The organism is Paraburkholderia sp. NPDC080076 (genome assembly GCF_050281145.1).
Classification (GTDB): Bacteria; Pseudomonadota; Gammaproteobacteria; order Burkholderiales; family Burkholderiaceae; genus Paraburkholderia.
In genome coordinates, this window is the sequence record NZ_JBNNWQ010000001.1 from 1545240 (window position 1) to 1562117 (window position 16878).

9 protein-coding genes are annotated in these 16878 nt (G+C 62.7%); 3 read left to right on the forward strand and 6 right to left on the reverse strand.

What is annotated here, in order from left to right:
- Positions 1–54 precede the first annotated feature (54 nt).
- Complete coding sequence (locus ACQKRQ_RS06915; protein ID WP_427475893.1) at positions 55–861, reverse strand: citryl-CoA lyase; 807 nt, start codon at positions 859–861, stop codon at positions 55–57.
- Between the two features lie 168 nt (positions 862–1029).
- On the opposite strand from ACQKRQ_RS06915, the gene ACQKRQ_RS06920 reads away from it, so the two are divergent.
- Positions 1030–1992 (forward strand): LysR substrate-binding domain-containing protein, encoded by a 963-nt coding sequence (locus ACQKRQ_RS06920; RefSeq protein ID WP_427475895.1) that lies wholly within the window; start codon positions 1030–1032, stop codon positions 1990–1992.
- A gap of 28 nt (positions 1993–2020) precedes the next feature.
- Complete coding sequence (locus ACQKRQ_RS06925) at positions 2021–2266, forward strand: hypothetical protein (protein WP_427475897.1); 246 nt, start codon at positions 2021–2023, stop codon at positions 2264–2266.
- 142 nt (positions 2267–2408) lie between these two features.
- Here ACQKRQ_RS06925 and ACQKRQ_RS06930 read toward each other — a convergent pair whose 3' ends face one another.
- From ACQKRQ_RS06930 to ACQKRQ_RS06940, 3 genes are all read right to left on the reverse strand, one after another.
- Positions 2409–3803, reverse strand: coding sequence for a hypothetical protein (locus ACQKRQ_RS06930; RefSeq protein ID WP_427475899.1), 1395 nt, complete (start codon positions 3801–3803; stop codon positions 2409–2411).
- Positions 3804–3891: 88 nt separating this feature from the next.
- A complete protein-coding gene (locus tag ACQKRQ_RS06935; RefSeq protein WP_427475901.1) occupies positions 3892–12309 on the reverse strand; it encodes an RHS repeat domain-containing protein in 8418 nt (2805 codons plus the stop codon).
- 131 nt (positions 12310–12440) lie between these two features.
- Entirely contained in the window at positions 12441–13298 is an 858-nt protein-coding gene (locus ACQKRQ_RS06940) for a hypothetical protein (RefSeq protein ID WP_408315183.1), read from the reverse strand.
- 776 nt (positions 13299–14074) lie between these two features.
- Here ACQKRQ_RS06940 and ACQKRQ_RS06945 point away from each other — a divergent pair.
- Positions 14075–15445 (forward strand): sensor domain-containing diguanylate cyclase, encoded by a 1371-nt coding sequence (locus ACQKRQ_RS06945; protein ID WP_427476108.1) that lies wholly within the window; start codon positions 14075–14077, stop codon positions 15443–15445.
- A 30-nt stretch (positions 15446–15475) separates the two neighbouring features.
- On the opposite strand, the gene ACQKRQ_RS06950 is transcribed toward ACQKRQ_RS06945, so the two are convergent.
- Positions 15476–15841: a response regulator gene (locus ACQKRQ_RS06950; RefSeq protein WP_427475903.1), complete on the reverse strand. Its 366-nt coding sequence runs from the start codon at positions 15839–15841 to the stop codon at positions 15476–15478.
- A gap of 42 nt (positions 15842–15883) precedes the next feature.
- Positions 15884–16525 (reverse strand): response regulator transcription factor, encoded by a 642-nt coding sequence (locus ACQKRQ_RS06955; RefSeq protein ID WP_132377129.1) that lies wholly within the window; start codon positions 16523–16525, stop codon positions 15884–15886.
- Positions 16526–16878: the final 353 nt, after the last annotated feature.

The window sequence follows — 16878 nt, forward strand, 5'->3', positions numbered from 1 at the left end:
CGAGTTTGCTATGTGCGTTGCGTACGCGATGACTGACCTGGACGTGGACCGCGTTTAAATACCCGGGACGAAACCGTCCGGCGCGTCGCCGTCGTAAACGAGTCCGTTGGTCGCCTGGTAAGAGAGCGCAAAGCCTATTGACCGCGACAGTTCCTCAGTCAGGTGTCCGATGAGCCCGGCGGTCCTGGCGAGAATAGGCACGCCTTTGAGCGCTTCCAGCGGAAAACCGACACCGAGCAGGACAGCAGGGATAGCCGCGGAGACGTTCAACATGAGAGACTTGCCGACCAACTCGGGGATCACTGCCTCAATGGCCTCGGCGATGCGGACATACTCGAGATTGGCGCCTGCCTGTTGCGCAACCTTGAAGAGGGCCGCGACACGCGGGTCACGTGCCTTATGCAGGGGATGACCGTATCCCGGTATGGTTCGCCCTGCAGCCCGATACTCACTCACCACCGTTGACGCCGCGCGCGGAATGTCGCCACTCTCTTCGGCGCGCCGACGCACCTCATCCAGCAGCCGGCCACAAGCCTCCGAAGCACCGAGGATGACGGAGCCGCAACCCAGAACGCCTGCGGCAACGGCGCCCTGCAGCGCATCGGGCGCCGCGGCGAGCGTCATGCGGCTTGCCTGCACGCTGGGCACGAGGCCATGCTCCGCAATAGCTACGAGCGTCGCATTCAACACAGCGGACGCCGACGATGACGGGAGCCGGCCGGTGACCAGCAGGAAGAAGTAGTCGGTGAACGAAATCTTTCCAATGAGTTCTTCCGAAAGGTCGCGCCCGCGCACGACAATCGTTTGAGAGTTGGATGTCGAGATCGCAGTCCGGGGAATCGTTTCCTTGCCGATTTTCATCTTGATGTCCGTTTTGTCGGTGTCCGCTCGCGACGAAGTCTCCTTTCATCGCTTCAATGTGGAGCAGTTTACGACTGGCCAAGCATCGACAGAAATGGTATTTTTCACTAGCTCATAATCGATGCCATCGATAGTTGAGCGTGCAGGACAACCTCTTTCGCCGGCCATATGGAACTTCGCCATCTCCGCTACTTCGTCGCGCTCGCGGAACAGCTGAATTTCACGCTAGCGGCCGAGAAGGTGCATGTCACGCAATCCACCCTCTCCCATCAGATAAAACAGCTCGAAGACGAACTGGGCAGCCGCCTCTTCGAGCGGGAAAGTCGAAAGGTGACGATGACCCAGACAGGCGAGGCGTTCCTTGAAAGAGCGCGCAACGCCCTTCGCGAAGTCGACGAAGGCCTGTGGTCCGTTCGAATGGCCGCTGAAGAGATGAGCGGCGTGGTGCGAATTGGCACGACGCACACCTTCAATATGCGCATCATTCCGCGATGCATATCGGTCTTCGTAGCGCGCCACCCCTCCGTGCGCGTCGAAGTGATGGAAATGTCGGGTGACGACATCGCAGAATCGCTCGCGCGCGGCGGTCTCGACATCGGCGTGACTTACAAACCGCAGAATGCCTCCGGCCTGCGATTCGAGGCGTTGTACACAGAAGAGATGATGCTGGCCGTCGGCCTGACTCATTCGTTCTCTAAACGACGCTTTGTTCGAATGTCCGAACTGCATTTGCAGAAAGTCGTGCTTCTGCCGCGCTCGTTCGCAACACGTGCACTTCTTGACGAATGCTTCCGCATGGCGAACGCTACGCCCGTTGTCGTTGCCGAAATGAACGCCATTGCGCCGATGATGGAACTGGTAAGCTCGACGGACATTGCGGCAATCGTTTCTGAACATGCAACGAGGCGTGAAGACGTGCGGATGATTCCGGTCGAGAGCCCCACGCCGACGCGCGCGCCGGGCCTGATGTGGCGGACCGAGGAAAGTCGTTCCCCGGCCGCGCGAGCCTTCGCGTCAATTATCCGGTCGGTTTGTGCCGAGGCGAGCCACGACAGGCGACGCGCAAGTTCGCGCGCCGCTGCTCGAAAAAAACCGAATCAGCGCCAGGATTCAAACCCCGTTTCGAGTTAGTCTCACCGCAGACGCCACGAGAACATCAATGCAGAACGCGCCCCTATTCCATGTACTGCTCGACCATCTCGAATCGATCGACGCATCGTCGGCGGAAATCGCGCGCTTCATCGATCGCTGGCACCAGTTGAAATCTCATGAGGGTTTCCCGTGCCCGGTCTGCTACCTGCGCGGAGAAGACCATGCGCTAACCCAGCTCGCCGCGCAATCCACGATCCAGCCGATGCTCTGCCCCGCTTGCGAGACGCTCTACAACGTGCCCATTGAAGACTGAGGCACCTTAGGGCTCGTCGCCACAGTCAGCCGGATACGCTCACCTTGACGCAGCCGTCACTGCGACCTCGTCACGCGAGAGGTCGGGTTGCGGCGAGTTGGTCCAGACAATCGACCCATTTCAGAGAGCCTCACAACCTCTGCTAACCGGTTATGTACCGCGAGGGAAGTACTGGCGCATCAGCAGGAATCCGCACGACCGCGGTGTTCAGCCACGCCTGCGGGGTGCCCTGCGAAACCGCATACGCGCCGACGTAAGGCATCATGCAAGTCGTCTGATAGAGCTGTGGCGTCCAGCCTGAAGGCGCCAGAAAAATCGTCGTCGCACGCTTCTCGCTGTACGGACACGCACCGAACGTCGAGATATTCCACAGGGTCTGCTTGTAAGTGTCGTAGTCGATGTTATGGCGTTGCGAACCCGCTTGCCATCCTTCGAGCTGGATAAACGTGTTGTAGCTGCCTGCGCTGGCGTACGGATCGTTGACCGTGCGTCCGGCGAGAAACGCCAGGATCAACGCGCAGTTTTCCGGCGCAAAGCTGCCGCTGACATCCAGATAGTACGTGCCGGTGATATTGGTGACGCTCGCATAGTGCGAGTTGCCCATGTCGTGCCGCGTCGGCAGGCCAGCCGAAGTGAAGAACTGATCGAACGCGCTCATGGCAACGCCCGCCGGCAGATCGTCCTTCGCACTGACGGCGACGAAATGCGCGCCCGCCGCCAGTAAGCTGGTGAACGCTGTCACGCTCGCGGCGTTCCACTTCGCACCGTCGCCGAATGGAAACGCACGATAGCCGCTGATAGCGAACACGGACGGATTGGTGCCCGCCTGCCAGGTGATTTGCGGCACCCACATGGTCAGCGGTCCGTTGCTCGCCGCGCCGCTCATGTAACGCGCGAGCAATCCGATCAGCGCCGCGTCCTGCGGCGGACAAGCCGCGTTGTTTCCGGACATGCTGCCGCCCTCGAGCCACTGTTGTGCCCATTGTGCGGCGAAGCCCGCCATCTGGCCGCCGGTGAAATCCGCCGGCTCGATATAGCCGTTCGGCGCACCGTTGCCGTACGCCGTGGTGACGACGGCCGCATCGCGTGTGCCTTCGCCAAACATGCTGTTGACGAAATCCTGGCTGTTATTGCGCGCCGGTGTATCGAGCAGACCCAGCGGCACGACCCACGCGCGATCGTTGGCGTTGACGGCCCGATATAGATTCAGATAAGCCACCGAGTCGTGCCCTGGGAACGTCGTTGCATTGGCGCCCGCGATATAACCGGTCGACGCATCCACGCTCACCGTCGTCGAACCCGCTCCAGACGGATGGTTGTACGACACGCCGAAGTTCACGGCGCTGCCCGTCAGGCTGAAGCGGCCGGTGCAGCCGCCCGAGCGGTTGAGCGCGCTGGTCACCATCTTTTTTCCATAGCCGATCGCGCCCGGCTGTGCTTGCGGCACAGGCCCGTCGCTGGCGGCCGCGCTGCCGAACTCGAGCGTCAGGCCGGCAGCCCAGTTCGTAAGGTTGATCGTCATCGATCGTTCCGACATGGCATCTCCTTGAGGGACCGTGAGAAACGTCGCGCGGCGCAGTCGCTGCGCCGCACCCCACCACCGCGTTCAATCATCGTGATCGACTTCATGCACTCTGGTTCTTCGACGACGCGCCGTAGACGCCCCACACCGTATAACCGGTGACGAGGAAATAGCCGCCCGCGATATACGCGGCGATCGCCGCCTGCGAGGTTGCCTGCTGCTTGAGCGTGTCGACCGCGCCGTTGATCACGCTGGAGACCCGCACGATCGCCTTGTCCGACGCGCTGACGGCGGTAGACGCCGGCCCGCCATTGGCCGCTTTCACGCCGCTGAACGCACCCGAGAGCGCTCCCGTGCCGAAGCCCTGCGCCGAGCTGAGCAGCAACTGTCCGACCGTTACCTTCTGGCCGGAGACGGCGTCGGTGAGCAGCGTCGAGACGTCCTTGCCGATCATGCCGGCTGTCGCCTTCGTCAAGGCCCGGAACGCGACGCTCGCCGTGGCGCTCATGCCCTGCGACAAACCCAGCGTGGCCGGCATCGTGGCAAGCCCGCCGATGCCGCCGCTCGCAAAGCCGGTCAGCGCGCCGGTGCCCATGGCTTCGAAAAAGCCCTTGGCCGTGAAGTCCCGGCCGTGCTGGACGTCGTACTGCAAGCCGCTCGTGCCGGCGCCGCTGATCGCGCTGGTGGTCGCGCTCCACAACACCGAGGTGGCGTTCTGCGCGACGACCTGCGCGGTCGTGAGCGGCGCGGCCGCCTCGACGCTGGCACTCGCGCCGGCCGCGACCTCGGTCGCTCCGGCCGCCGCCCCTTCGACCGCGACCTCGCCCGCCGCGGCGCCCGCGGCCGCACCGGCCGCTTCACCGCCCACGGCCACCGCGCCGGCTGCGGCCTCACCGCCGAGTGCCGCTCCCGCCAGCGCACCGTCGGCCGCCGCGGCTGCCGGTGCGGCGGCGCCGAACGTCACGAAGCTCAGTGCGATGCCGGCCGCGATCACCGCAACCATCGCCGCACCGATGCCGATCTGCGCCCATAGCGAAATGTTGCCGCTCGGGTCGACCATGTTCAGCGGGTTATTGCTCGCGAACACATAAGGGCTCGCAAATTGCCGCGCCGGATCTGGCGTGACGAAGCGCAGCAGCGCAGGGTCGTAGAGCCGCGCGCCGAAGTCGTACAAACCGAGCGTCGCGTCCCACGGCTTGCCAGCGTACTGGAACAACCAGCTCGGTGCGCCGCTGCCCGCTTCGCTCAACAACCCGCCGAACGGCAGATAGTCGAAACTGGCAACCAGTGCGCCGGCTGTGTCGGTCACGGCCCAGACCGTGTTCTGATGATCGGCGAGCGGATACTTCAGGGCGCCATCGTGCACGGCGGCGAGCCCATTGGCCCCCCAGATGCAAACCTGCGGCGTGCCGTCGTTCCAGATCACGAGCGGCGTGTTGCCCGCGCCCTGGAAACTGATCTGCAATGCACTGCCCTGCTGACGCAGCACGCGCTGATTGTTCAGGCCGCGTGCGTAGCGAACCACGTTCGAGCCATTCGTCACGGCGGCGACCGTGCCGAGTGCCGGGTCGTATTCCATGCTCAGGCCGCGCCACTGATCGGGTTTGCCGTCGTTGCGATAGTGGAACGTGACGCCCTCGCCGTTTACGAGCGTCGCGGTGTCGAGCCGGTCGGTGCCCGCGCTACAACTCGCCGACAAGGTCGCGCCGTCCTGCGTGGCCTTCCAGATGTTGCCGTTCGCGTCGTACTCCGTCACCGCCTGATTGCCGCGGCCGGCGTTGGCCACGACTGCCGTGTTGAAGCGTTGCTGGCCGTCGTAGGTGTACGCGACCGAACGCGTGTCGCTCAGCGCACTGAAATTGAAGGCGGTGTCACGGCTGGCGATCTGCGAGTCGGGCGTATACGTGTAGTTCTGGCTGAACACCGTCTTCGTGCCCACGCTCGCCTGGTGCGTGAGGATGCTGCCGGGCGAGTCGTAGCCCCACGCGTCGGCTAGCGCGCCGCGTTGTGCGGTTTGCAACTGGCCGTCGGCGGTCCATGTATAGCTTGCGATTGCGGCCGGCGTGCCGGGCACGCCGATCGCGGTGATTTGCCCCTGATCGTCGTACGTGTAGACGATGCTCGGCAATGGACTGCCCGCCGGCAGATCGATCTGCGTGATCTCGTTCAGCGCGTTGTAGTGATAAGTCGCGCTGGCCGACAGTTGCGCGGCGCCGGATACATCAAGACGCGTCGTCACGACACGGCCCAAGGCGTCGTAGACCCATTGCTCGTCGACAGTGCAGTCGCCGAGGCCGCGTGCGGATGCCGGCGCCGGATTGTAGGTGAGCGCGCGCGTGAGCTTGCCGAGCGCGTTCGGGTCCGTGCCGTCGCCGTCGTAGCTGTAGACACGCGCCGCGGTTGCGCCATCGCTCGCACTCGGCCACGCGAGGTTGTCCACTTCCGCGGTGAGTTTTGCGGCGTCCCATGCTCCGGCTACCACGCCCTCCTCGACGATGCGGCCGAGCGCGTCGTAGCGGGTATAGAGGAAGTACTGCTCATCGCCGTCGAGCGGCACCTGAACGAAGCGCGACTGGCCCTTCCCGTCGAACAGATACGACGTGTTGCCTGTATCCGGATCGCTATAGACGCTTGGCTGGCCCAACGGATTCTGCAAAGTCGTCCGTACGAATGCGGCCGGGTCGGACTGCGGCCCGTTCGTGAACGCATTCGGCAATTTCATCGTGCCGAGGATCCCGGCCGTGCCGGCCGCCGCGTCATAGCTCGGGCTCACGGTGGTTTGCCCGGCGTTGCTGCCGTCGGTGGCGAGTTGCACTGTGGCCACCGCGCGCTTGGCCGTATCGACGAACTGTCGTCCCTGGTAACCGCCGGGCGTGGTGGTGAGAGTCGCGAAATACTGGCCGGCTTGCACCGGATCATTCGCGGCGCTTGCCGTATAGACGGTGCGCGTCGTTTCGCGCCCGGCGGGACTTGTGGTGTTGACGTCGTGAATCGACAGTTGCAGCCCAGGCTTGCCGCTTTCCACGATGCGGCCAAGCGCCGAGCCGCCGTAGCGCAGTCCGTTGTACGGATAGTTCTGGTCGTTCGAACGCTTGACCGGCCCGTCGGATTGGCCGGCGTAGTACGCCGCGACGTCGCCTTCCATCTCGCAGGTGTTTTGCAGCGCGGCGAGGAAAGCCGGCACGTCGACGAAGCTCGAGCGGTATTGCAGCGGCGCGAACGCCGCGCCGCTGCCGAACGTGCCGGGCGCAATGCGCGTCAGGGCGAGTTGCCGGTCGAGCGCGTCGTAGACGACTTCCATCACGCGGCTGTCGGTCCCCTGCAACTGATGCACCTGGCGCTGGCGCGCGGCGCCGTCGGTATAAGACTGGCCGATGCGCGGATTGGCGCCCGCCATCAGATTGACGATCTGCAACGCGTTCGGCCCGGTGGCGAACGTCAGGCCTTGCGACGGCGTCGCGGCGCTCGCATGACTGAACAACAACTGGCCGTTGCCGAAGAACAGCACGGCGCCCGGCACCATGGCGAGTAGCCATTGGGTCGCCAGATGCGGCGGGGTCGCCAGCGGGGTTTGCACGGTTGTGCCGCCCGCGCCGCTCCATTGCCAGCCGAATCCCGGAGTCCAGCCGATCTGCTCGCCGGCGCCGAACTGGAACGCTATCGTGCCGTTGCCCAGCGTCGCCGGCGGCACCATCTCGATGAAGAACACGACGGCCGGTGCGGCGTTCGCGGCGCCTTGCCAGACCAGCGAGTCGGCGGCGTTGCCGGTCTTGCTCAGCACGCCGTCCGCGGTGCTCCACAGGCCCGGATTGCCGGGCTGCCAGCGGGTGCGCCACTGCGCGCCGTCGCGGAAGGTTTCCGCGTGGCCGCCGTCGGCCATGTGCAATGTCAGTTCGGCATTCGGACTGGCGTTGTTGAACGCATCGTCGGACGCGCCCTGGCGCGACAGGAAGCGCACGTCCAGTTCCTGCAACTGACCGTCGCCGCCGACCGCGCCCAGCGGGCGGTTGTACGCGTCATAGAGCGTGAAGCTGACGTTGCCGCCGGCGTTCATCGTCGCGCGCAGCAGACGCGTGTCCGCGTGCCAGCTTTGAACCGTGACGTCAGTGCCGAACGGCGCGAACAGCACACTGTCCACCAGCACATTGCCGCTGCCGACATTGGCAAGGCGCAACGCGATGCTGCTGGTGCCCGCAGCCAGCGCGACCGACGCGCTCAGATACTGCCATTGCCCTTGCGTGTCGACGAACGCGAGGTGACTCTTCTGTGAGCCACAGTCGATGTCGATGCCTGAGCCGTCGGCGTCGTAGCCCGCGGGCGTCTGATAACGCACGGCCAGCAGATAGGCCGTGCGCCCTGCCGCCGGCGCAACCGTCACGCTTGCGCTCGCACCTTTCGGTACGCTCAGGCTGCGGGTGCCGAGCCACGCGTTGGCCGTGTCGAAGGTCGTGCCCGTGAGTGTCCAGCCGCTCGCGTCCTCGTAGGACTGGAAACCGTTCCAGGCGCATTCGGCGAGCGCCGCGGCCTTGAATGTCGCCACCGGCAAACCCAGTGCGGTGCCGAACAGCGTTGCGCATAAAGTCCCGGCGCCATCCGCCTGCTGCAAGACGGTGCCGTTGGCCGCGCGCACCAGGTTGCGCGTCGTGCATTGCCAGTCAGCGGGTGTTTCGCCCGGAGCATAGGTCGAAAACGGGAACGCGGCGGGTCCGCCGGTCCAGCTGAAGTCGGCTTCTTCGGCGGGCGTCAGCACGTCGTCGCCCCATAGCGTCGGCCAGTTGCTCAGCGCCGTGACCGCCGACGATGTCGTGACGCCGGCGTTGGTCGAGGTTTGCGCCACCAGGCTGCTGACATCGCTCAGCACGCGGCTGGCCGGGTTGACTTCGCACGCGTACACGTTGGTCTGCACGTCGGTTTCGAGTTCGCCCGCGCCGTTCATCGTCGTGCGGGTGACGCTCGCCGGCTGTCCCGTGTAGGTGTACGGCAGCCCTTGCGGCGCGTACGCGGTCGTCTGCCCCGAGGCGACGCCGTCCGTCACCGCGTTCTGCGCGGTCTGCAGGACGTATGCGCCATAAAGCTGAACCGGCGCGGCATGCGTATCGGTCGGATCGCCCGCGCGCATCACATACGCATTCCATTCGTTCTCGACGCTGCTCAGGGTCGTGCCCGATGCATCGCAGGTCACGACGCTGTGCAGCAAGCCGTCAAGCATGTTGTAGTAATCGTCGGGCGCGACCAGCTGATTGCCGTTCAGGTAGCAACTCGTCACCGAACCATTCACCGGATTCGCGCTGCTGCCGCCCGGGTACACGATGCTCTCGAAATATTTGACGACCTCGCCGCTCGCATCGCACGCGGCGCTCGCGGTGTTCTGCGCATAGCAGGTGGTCGAGCTTTCCGACAGGCCGTCGTCGATCGTGATGCTGGCCACGGGCCAATCCTCGATCGGCCCCTGGATCGCGTCGCCCGCGTAGCGATGCAGATTGACGCTGGTGGCGTCGTCGAGATCGCTCGCGGTGTCCGGGTACGTGAAGAACGCCGAGGCTCCGCCCGGATACATGCCCTGTCCCGGCAAATCGTGCTCCTGCGCCGTCCACATCTGCTGGCCGCCGAGCAGTTGGGCGGAGCCGGCCACCCCGCCATTGCGCAGCACCAGCGCCGACGAAGCCGTTGCATGCCCGCTCGGATTCTGCGTGTCGTACGCCGCACAGGCGATAAACGCGGGACCTTCGTTGATCACCGACGCCGCGTTCAACTGATAGCGGTTGCTCGTTCCGGCGGCCTGGTTGATCAGCGTCTGGATGTCGCCGATGCTCTGCGTCACCGCATGCGACCAGTTGGTCGCCACGCCGCGGAAAAATAGCTGCGTGCCGACGCTCAAATAGTCCGGGTTGCCGCCGCTCGCCCAGTTCGCCGTGCTCTGGTTGCTCGGCGGGACGCTCAAGCCGGTGATCGCGGTCGCCGTGTCGGTCCAGTTCGCGCTGGTGCTGTTCGCGTCGTAGCCGACCAGTTGTGCTTTCGGCGAACCGTTGCCGACGAGAATCAGCGTGCCGTAGTCCGGTCCATACGCGTAACGCTGCTCGCCGACGATCACGCCGCTTTGCGGCTTCAGGTTGCTGTTCGCGAGCCATGTGTCGCCATCGAAGCGGATCAGGTTGCCGCCCACCGCGACCATCGCGTTGCCGATGCTCGCGGGCGCCCAACTGGTCGGATACGCGTTGTCGAATTTGTCGATGAACGAGAACTTCGCCGGCGCGGCAAAGCGGTAGGCGCTGTTCCATTGCAGCACGAACACGTCGTAGCCCTGCTGACCGCTCGACGCGCCACCCGAGGTCAGATGCGAGACCGCCAGCAGCGACACGTCCGAACTCTGCGCGACTGTCGTGGTATTGCTCAGCGAAAAACCGAGCGTCGCGCTGCCGCCCTGCTGCCACGTGCCCGTCGGGCTCAGATACGACAGCGTGACCTGGGACTTCATATCCAGCGTGGTGAAGTACTCGCGGCCGGCCGTGAACCACGTATAGGAGGCCGTCTGCTGGGTCGTATGCGTCCAGCTTTGGGTCGGCCAGTTCCACGTGAACAGGTCATAGGTGCCCTGATTGGCCGAGGTGCTCATCTGCGGCACGAGCACGAAGTTCTGTCCGGCCAGTGTCGAGACGTGGCCGTTGGCAATCGGCCAGTGCCAGGTCGGGCTGTTGCAACCGCCGCTGCCGCCGCCGGCAATCACTGCTGCGTCCCACTGGGCCCGGCGCGCCGGATCCTTGCGGAACAGGTGCAGATTGGTGTTGCTGCTCGTGTTGTAGGTAATCGCAACGAAGTCCGCGGCGGCCAGCACGGCGACCGTCGAGAGATCCGTGCCGCCGTTGCCGTCCACCAGCAGCGGGTTGGATGGGTCCGCCTGCCAGCTGGTCCACTGTCCGTTCCAGGTGAGGATCTGCAACGACAACTGCTGCGTCGCGCTGTTGTTCCACAGCGCGACCGCATAGTCGGGACCGAACCACACGCGCGGCATCGACTGCTGCGGCATGGGCGCCGGCGCGGACAGCGTCAGCGCGCGCTCGCAGATCGGCAGCTCGACCTGCTCATACGCATAGCTGGCGCTGCCGCCGGTCGGATAGACGACGCGCCGCAACGCGCCGAGGTTGGTGGGCTCGCCGATGTCGAGGTTGTAGTCATAGCCATAGCCCGGCAAATTTTCTTCGGCTGGATTGAACAGCGCGAAGCCGGTGAGCAACCGCTTGCAGGTGTCGCCCGATGTGCCGGCAACGTTGGCCACCGCCTGCGCGCCCGGGTTCGACGGGCTCGGGTCGTAGATGAATGCCAGCGAAAACAGCGTCGAGCCGTCGGTATGCGTGACCGCGATCCCGCTCAGGAACTGCGTCTCGTAACGGTCCTGGAAGCCATTGGGTGTGATGTCCGGCACGGTCTTGTGCGGATCCGCATATTCGCGCGGGCTCTCCGGTGTCGCATTGCTCCACAGTTTTGGCTGATAGGTGAAGCTTGCAGTACGGCCGAACACGTCGGTGATACTCGTCAGATAGCAGGCCTTGGTGTACGGCTTGCCGCCCACGCCGACCTGCTGTTCCGCCCCATGCGTAAGCAGTCCGCTGCCGTCGCGATCGAAGCCGTTGTAGCCGTACGAGACGAATTCACCAAAGCGGCTATAGGCGCGCTGCAAATGCCACGCGCTCGCGTATTGCCGCTGCTTGCCGGTCACGGCGCTATTGCCTTGCCACAGAGCGAGACCGTTGTCGTCGGTCCATTGCACGGCCCATTCGATGCTGTTGCCGGCGCTGACGTTGTAGCCCTGCGCGGTTTGCGCGACGCCGCCGCCGAACGACATCGTCTGCCCCGACTCGTTGGTCACGGCCCAACGCTCGTAACGCGAGTAATACAGCACCTTCCAGAACTTGTAATTGACCAGTTGGTACGACTCGCCGCCGTCGCTGGCATCGAGCGTTTGCTGATTCAGTTGCAGAACGAATTGCTGCTGGAGTGCATCATCGTCGATCCGCCACGGGCTTGCGCTGCCCGCGATCTTCGCGCTCACCGAGAGCGGCAAGCCGCGCTGCACGAACTCGCTGCGCACGGCGGCCGGCACCGCCTGACCGTCGACCAGCGATCCCGCCAGCGCGCCGGCCATGCCGAACAGCGACGGATTGGCGGGCTCGCGGATCAGTTGGCTCGACACGCCCGCCATATTGATCGAATAGGTCGCCGCTCCCGGTGTCGGCGCGCCGCCGGTGTCGAGCGTGATCGCCGATACCGGCAATTGCCAGCCCATGCCCAGCACGCCCGTCGGACGGTCGCGGTTCCATGTCATCGCCTGCTGGTGGACGTTGCTCTCGTACTGGATCGACAGATCGATCTGCAGGCCGTCGTTGCCGGTACGCCCGGGCATCGAAAACAGTGCCTGCGTAAGGTTCACGTCGCCGCGAAACAGGTTGACGCTGCTCTTGAGCACGCCCACCGTGCTGGCATCCATCTGGAAAGTACGAATGCTGGGAATCGAGGAATCAGACATGACGGCCGGCTCCGGAAAGAACGCGCGCACGCGACCGCCCGCGGCCAATGCGGGCGGCGTGAACGCGCAGGTGTAAGGAGGCGCACGCGCGTGCGCCGTTGCATGTTGCGGCGGGTTGCCTGGTCGTTAGCTCAGGTGCCGACGATGAAACCGCTGACGTTACTCACGCCGTCGTCCTGCACATGGCCGGAGTTGTCGATCAGCTTCGCCGCGCCGGTGACCGTGACGTCACTGCCGCTCACGCTCTGCACCGACAGACTCACTGAGAACGTTTTCACGTGATGGTCCGAGTTGTCGCGGTACTGCACCTTGTAGCTGCTCAGGAACGGCGTGTAGTGCGCGAACGGCTTGCCGAACGTGACTTTCTGCGTGTTGTTCTGCAACGTGTTGGTGCCGCGCACGAAGTTGCCGAGCGACGGGTCGCAGTTCGCCACGAGTCCCGCATCCACGGTGCCCGATACGTTTCCATGACCCGTGTCGTCGTACATATAGACCGTGCCGTTGATCGACGCGGTGTTCCCGCTCAAGGTCGTGCCGACAGCCGCGCATGCCGTCTCCATATGGTGATCGGTGCCGCCATACGACAGGTAGTAACCGGCGAGCGCGGCTTGCAGCACGTTCGGATCGGTGCCGGGAATCGTGATCGGCGAACTCGTCCCGCCGTTGACGATGCCGGAGACATTGCCGAGCTTCAGATTGGAATCGTCGACGCCGACCCACGCGAGCGCGACGACATTGACATAGGACGAAGCCGGATCGAGGTTGTTTCCGCTTGCATCGACCATCGTCGCATGCGCCGTGATGGCGAGGGACGATCCCGATTGATTGACGCTCAGCGAGACCGATATCGTCTGCACGTGATGGTCCGTATTGCCATAGCTCAACGAAAAAGCCGAGATGCCGACCATACGTTGCGTAATCTGGTCGGTGAAGTTGAAGGTGTTGGTAGCACCGGGTTTGATCTGGGCACTCTGAATCTGCAGCGGCATGATATTGCTCCCGAATTTGAATACGCGCGGACAAAGCCAGTCCCTGCCATGGCGATTTATGCGCCTTGGCTTAACCAGCCATTTTTAATAAAAAAAGGAACCCCTTTCAGTAAAAGACTGAAATAAAACCAAACGTACTTTTATTTAAAAATTTAATATTCCCGCTAAATCAGAATCCAAAATACAAAAGCTCTCCCAGACTCCAGAGAAGGGAATCGGATTGTCTGATTTTGAAGAGCGAAAGCGCAGACCGCACTCTCGCGTACGAACGGAAATGCCCGTCCCGCGGGCCTGATGCCCCCGGTATTCGATGGCCTCCTACAGAACCTCGGCACTCTGAGCGGCCGATAGCCGGATTGCGTCTAAATTGCTGTTATGCGACTCAGTATGGTTGATGGCAACAGGAAATTCAATGTTCAGACCAATTCCGAAAGGCATTGCCATCAAAAAAAAGCGTTTCACTCAGGCGCCGGTTCGGCGGGTAAGGAAAATCACATTCCCAATTGAAAGAGAGATAATTTCAGTCGATTAGCGCAGTTTGACGTTTGGCTATCGGGCATCGATGCAAAGCGGATGAACCGGGCGCGTTGTGCTCGGGTTGTGATGAGTGCGAGCCCGCACTGAATAAGCTGAAAGCCTTTCGTCGGAGCGGATATGTAGGACAATATGTTCCGTCAGCAGCGCACTCCGCACTCTGCCGTCCAGCACACATACAGATTGGATGGCTAGCGACGCCGATACACCCAGAAGACAGAACATCAACCAAACGGGTCAGAATGGACAGCTTGCTTATCGGGCCGGCGACACGCAAACAGGCCGTTTTCGCAGGTACATTTGCGTCGCTTGTTCTGCTCACCTTCGTGATCGCGGGTCCGCGCGCGCACCAGACGTTGCCGGCAATCACTTCCTTCATGCCGATGTGCGCGCTCACGGTGTTCACCATGTCGGGAATCGCCGCGTTCCTTCTCGGTGCCCGCTTTGCCGTGACGCAACAACCGATGATCGGCGCGCTCGGTGGCGCATACGCATTCACGGCGATCACCGTCGCTTTGCAACTGCTGATGTTCCCTGGCATTTTCACGCGCACTGGCCTGTTCGGCGCCGGCGCTTACAGTGCGGCGTGGATGTGGGTTTTCTGGCATGCGGGATTCCCGCTGCTCGTCATTGTGGCAGCGCTCATTCGCGACCGCTTTCCGGGCAAGTCGATCGAACTGCCTCATATCGACTTCTGGACCTGGGCGCTGATCGGTGTTCCAACCGCGCTTGCCGCCGCGCTAGGCGTCCTCGCTGTTTATGCGGATCTGTCGGCGCCTTTTCATATGGCGCCCGAAACGGGCGTGCTCTCAGGCGGCCGAACCGCGGTCGTTATCTGCTCGCTCGACGTTCTGGCCATTGTCGTCGTTTTGATAAAAGGGCGACTGCGCACGGTGCTCGATCTGTGGATCACCATCGCCCTGCTGGCGTCGTTCGTGGACGCTACCCTGAATCTGCTGAGCATCGTTCAGTTCACGCTCGGCTGGTACGTCGCACGGGTCTTCAGCATGCTGGCTCCCGGCGTCCTGGTCTGCGTCCTGGTCTGGGAAGTCACTGTTCTCTATCGCAAACTGTCCGAGGCGCACACGACTCTGTTGCATACCTCCATACGCGACGCACTGACCCGCGTTTATAACCGCAGCTACTTTGACGACCAGTTTCGCAGGGAATTCGAGCGTGCGACGCGCAACCGTCAGCCGCTCTCGCTCGTCATGGTCGATGTCGACAATTTCAAAGACTACAACGACGCTTTTGGTCATCTTCGTGGCGATGCCTGCCTTAGGGTGATTGCGGGCGCGCTGGCAGGAACCGCGCGCCGGCCAGGCGATTTCGTCGCCCGTTACGGCGGTGAAGAGTTCGCGCTCGTGCTACCCGACACGGGATTGAGCGAGGCATCGGCGATTGCCGAGCAGGCCAGGCTCGCAGTCATGGACTTACGATTGACAGCGCCGATACCCGCCGGTCAGATCACCATCAGCGCCGGGTGCGCGACAACGATCGACCCAAACACACTGGGCACGCCCAGCGCACTCGTTCACGCAGCGGATGCCGCGCTTTACGACGCAAAACGTGCAGGACGTAATCGGGTTCAGTCCGTCACGTCGCTGCCGTGAAGCGCGACTGTCTGTTTCAGGGCCAACCGCTCAAGCGATACTATCCAGCAGGTCCAGCAACGCGTCGCCGTCAACAGGCTTTCTGAAGAAACCCAAGGCGCCTCTTTGCAGATAGTAGTCTTCCGTATGCCCGCTCGAGTTCCCGGTGATGATGATGACGGGTGTAAGCGCGTTCGTATGAACCGTTCTTTCGAGTACTTGAATACCGTCAATGGGCCGCATTCCCAAGTCCGTGATAACGCATACCAGACCGGAGTAACCATCGGAAAAGAAATCCAGTGGCGATTCGTAGACTCGTACTCCATACCCGCCAGACGCAAGCAGGTTCGCAAGAGACGTCAAAACGCGCCGGTCGTCATCAATTATGGCGACGGTCCGAACCGGAGGCGTGGGCATTTTTTTCTCCGCTCATCGCTTCTCACGAAGAATTAATCGACCTCAGACATCGGACGTGGTTGTCAGCGATGCTTCGAGTTGCAGTTTGCTGGCCTGCCTGACGAGAGTAGCAAATGAATCCGCCTGCATTTTTCTCATGATGTGGCCGCGATGTACCTGCACGGTGTATTCGGTGATGCCAAGAATTGCTGCCGCCTGCTTGTTGAGCAGACCGCTTGCGAGTAACGGCAAAATTTCCTGTTCGCGAGGCGTCAGCGATTGATAGAGAGCCCAGAGTGTCGTCGCGTCCTCCGCCTCCTTGCGAAGCACGTATGCCCTCGCGAGAGCCGCATCGACCGCGCCCATCAGTGCGTCTTCATTGACGGGCTTGGTGAGGAAATCAACTGCCCCGCCCTTCATGGCCAGGACCGCGGACGGCACATCGCCTCTTCCCGTAATGAAAATGACAGGAATTCGCGAGTCCGTGCGTACCAGCTTCTGGACTTCCAGGCCATTCATGTCTGGCATGCGCATGTCCAGGATCAGACATGCAACGACATTTTTTTGACGCGGCGTGTCCAGAAACTCTCCACCGGAGCTGAATGCCTGAACGTTTCTTCCGTTTGCGCGCAGCAGTGCGGAGAGTGCTTCCCGCACCCGTTTTTCGTCGTCGACCACGTAGACCAATTCGCTTGCGGATTCCATGGAACCCCTCGGTGGTTAGGTGAAAGTCCCTCCTAACTTCGGCACAGCCGGGCCACGATAATCCCGCTGAATGTCCGTCTCGCGCGGTCGTGCCGACAAAAAAACCATTGCCATCGGAAACGTCACATGAGACCACGGACGGCTGTGTTGTGCATCACATGAATATGTAATGGCAGCGCCCAAAATGAAGTTGTAGGCTCGGCACCCATTGCTAAATGGCCCACAAGGTCTGTCACGAATGGTCTGCATACGTCCTTGCGTTGACGTGTGCCTGAACCATCCCCGCAGGGTCTGGCTGCGCAAATGCGGGCGCTGGTCAATGAATGCCCAGGTGGAAAGGCTTACCTGACGAG

What these genes read in the sequence shown, in the direction of transcription:
- ACQKRQ_RS06915 (WP_427475893.1), bottom strand. Translation starts at nt 861, where the DNA reads ATGAAAATCGGCAAGGAAACGATTCCCCGGACTGCGATCTCGACATCC.
- ACQKRQ_RS06920 (WP_427475895.1), top strand. Translation starts at nt 1,030, where the DNA reads ATGGAACTTCGCCATCTCCGCTACTTCGTCGCGCTCGCGGAACAGCTG.
- ACQKRQ_RS06925 (WP_427475897.1), top strand. Translation starts at nt 2,021, where the DNA reads ATGCAGAACGCGCCCCTATTCCATGTACTGCTCGACCATCTCGAATCG.
- ACQKRQ_RS06930 (WP_427475899.1), bottom strand. Translation starts at nt 3,803, where the DNA reads ATGTCGGAACGATCGATGACGATCAACCTTACGAACTGGGCTGCCGGC.
- ACQKRQ_RS06935 (WP_427475901.1), bottom strand. Translation starts at nt 12,309, where the DNA reads ATGTCTGATTCCTCGATTCCCAGCATTCGTACTTTCCAGATGGATGCC.
- ACQKRQ_RS06940 (WP_408315183.1), bottom strand. Translation starts at nt 13,298, where the DNA reads ATGCCGCTGCAGATTCAGAGTGCCCAGATCAAACCCGGTGCTACCAAC.
- ACQKRQ_RS06945 (WP_427476108.1), top strand. Translation starts at nt 14,075, where the DNA reads ATGGACAGCTTGCTTATCGGGCCGGCGACACGCAAACAGGCCGTTTTC.
- ACQKRQ_RS06950 (WP_427475903.1), bottom strand. Translation starts at nt 15,841, where the DNA reads ATGCCCACGCCTCCGGTTCGGACCGTCGCCATAATTGATGACGACCGG.
- ACQKRQ_RS06955 (WP_132377129.1), bottom strand. Translation starts at nt 16,525, where the DNA reads ATGGAATCCGCAAGCGAATTGGTCTACGTGGTCGACGACGAAAAACGG.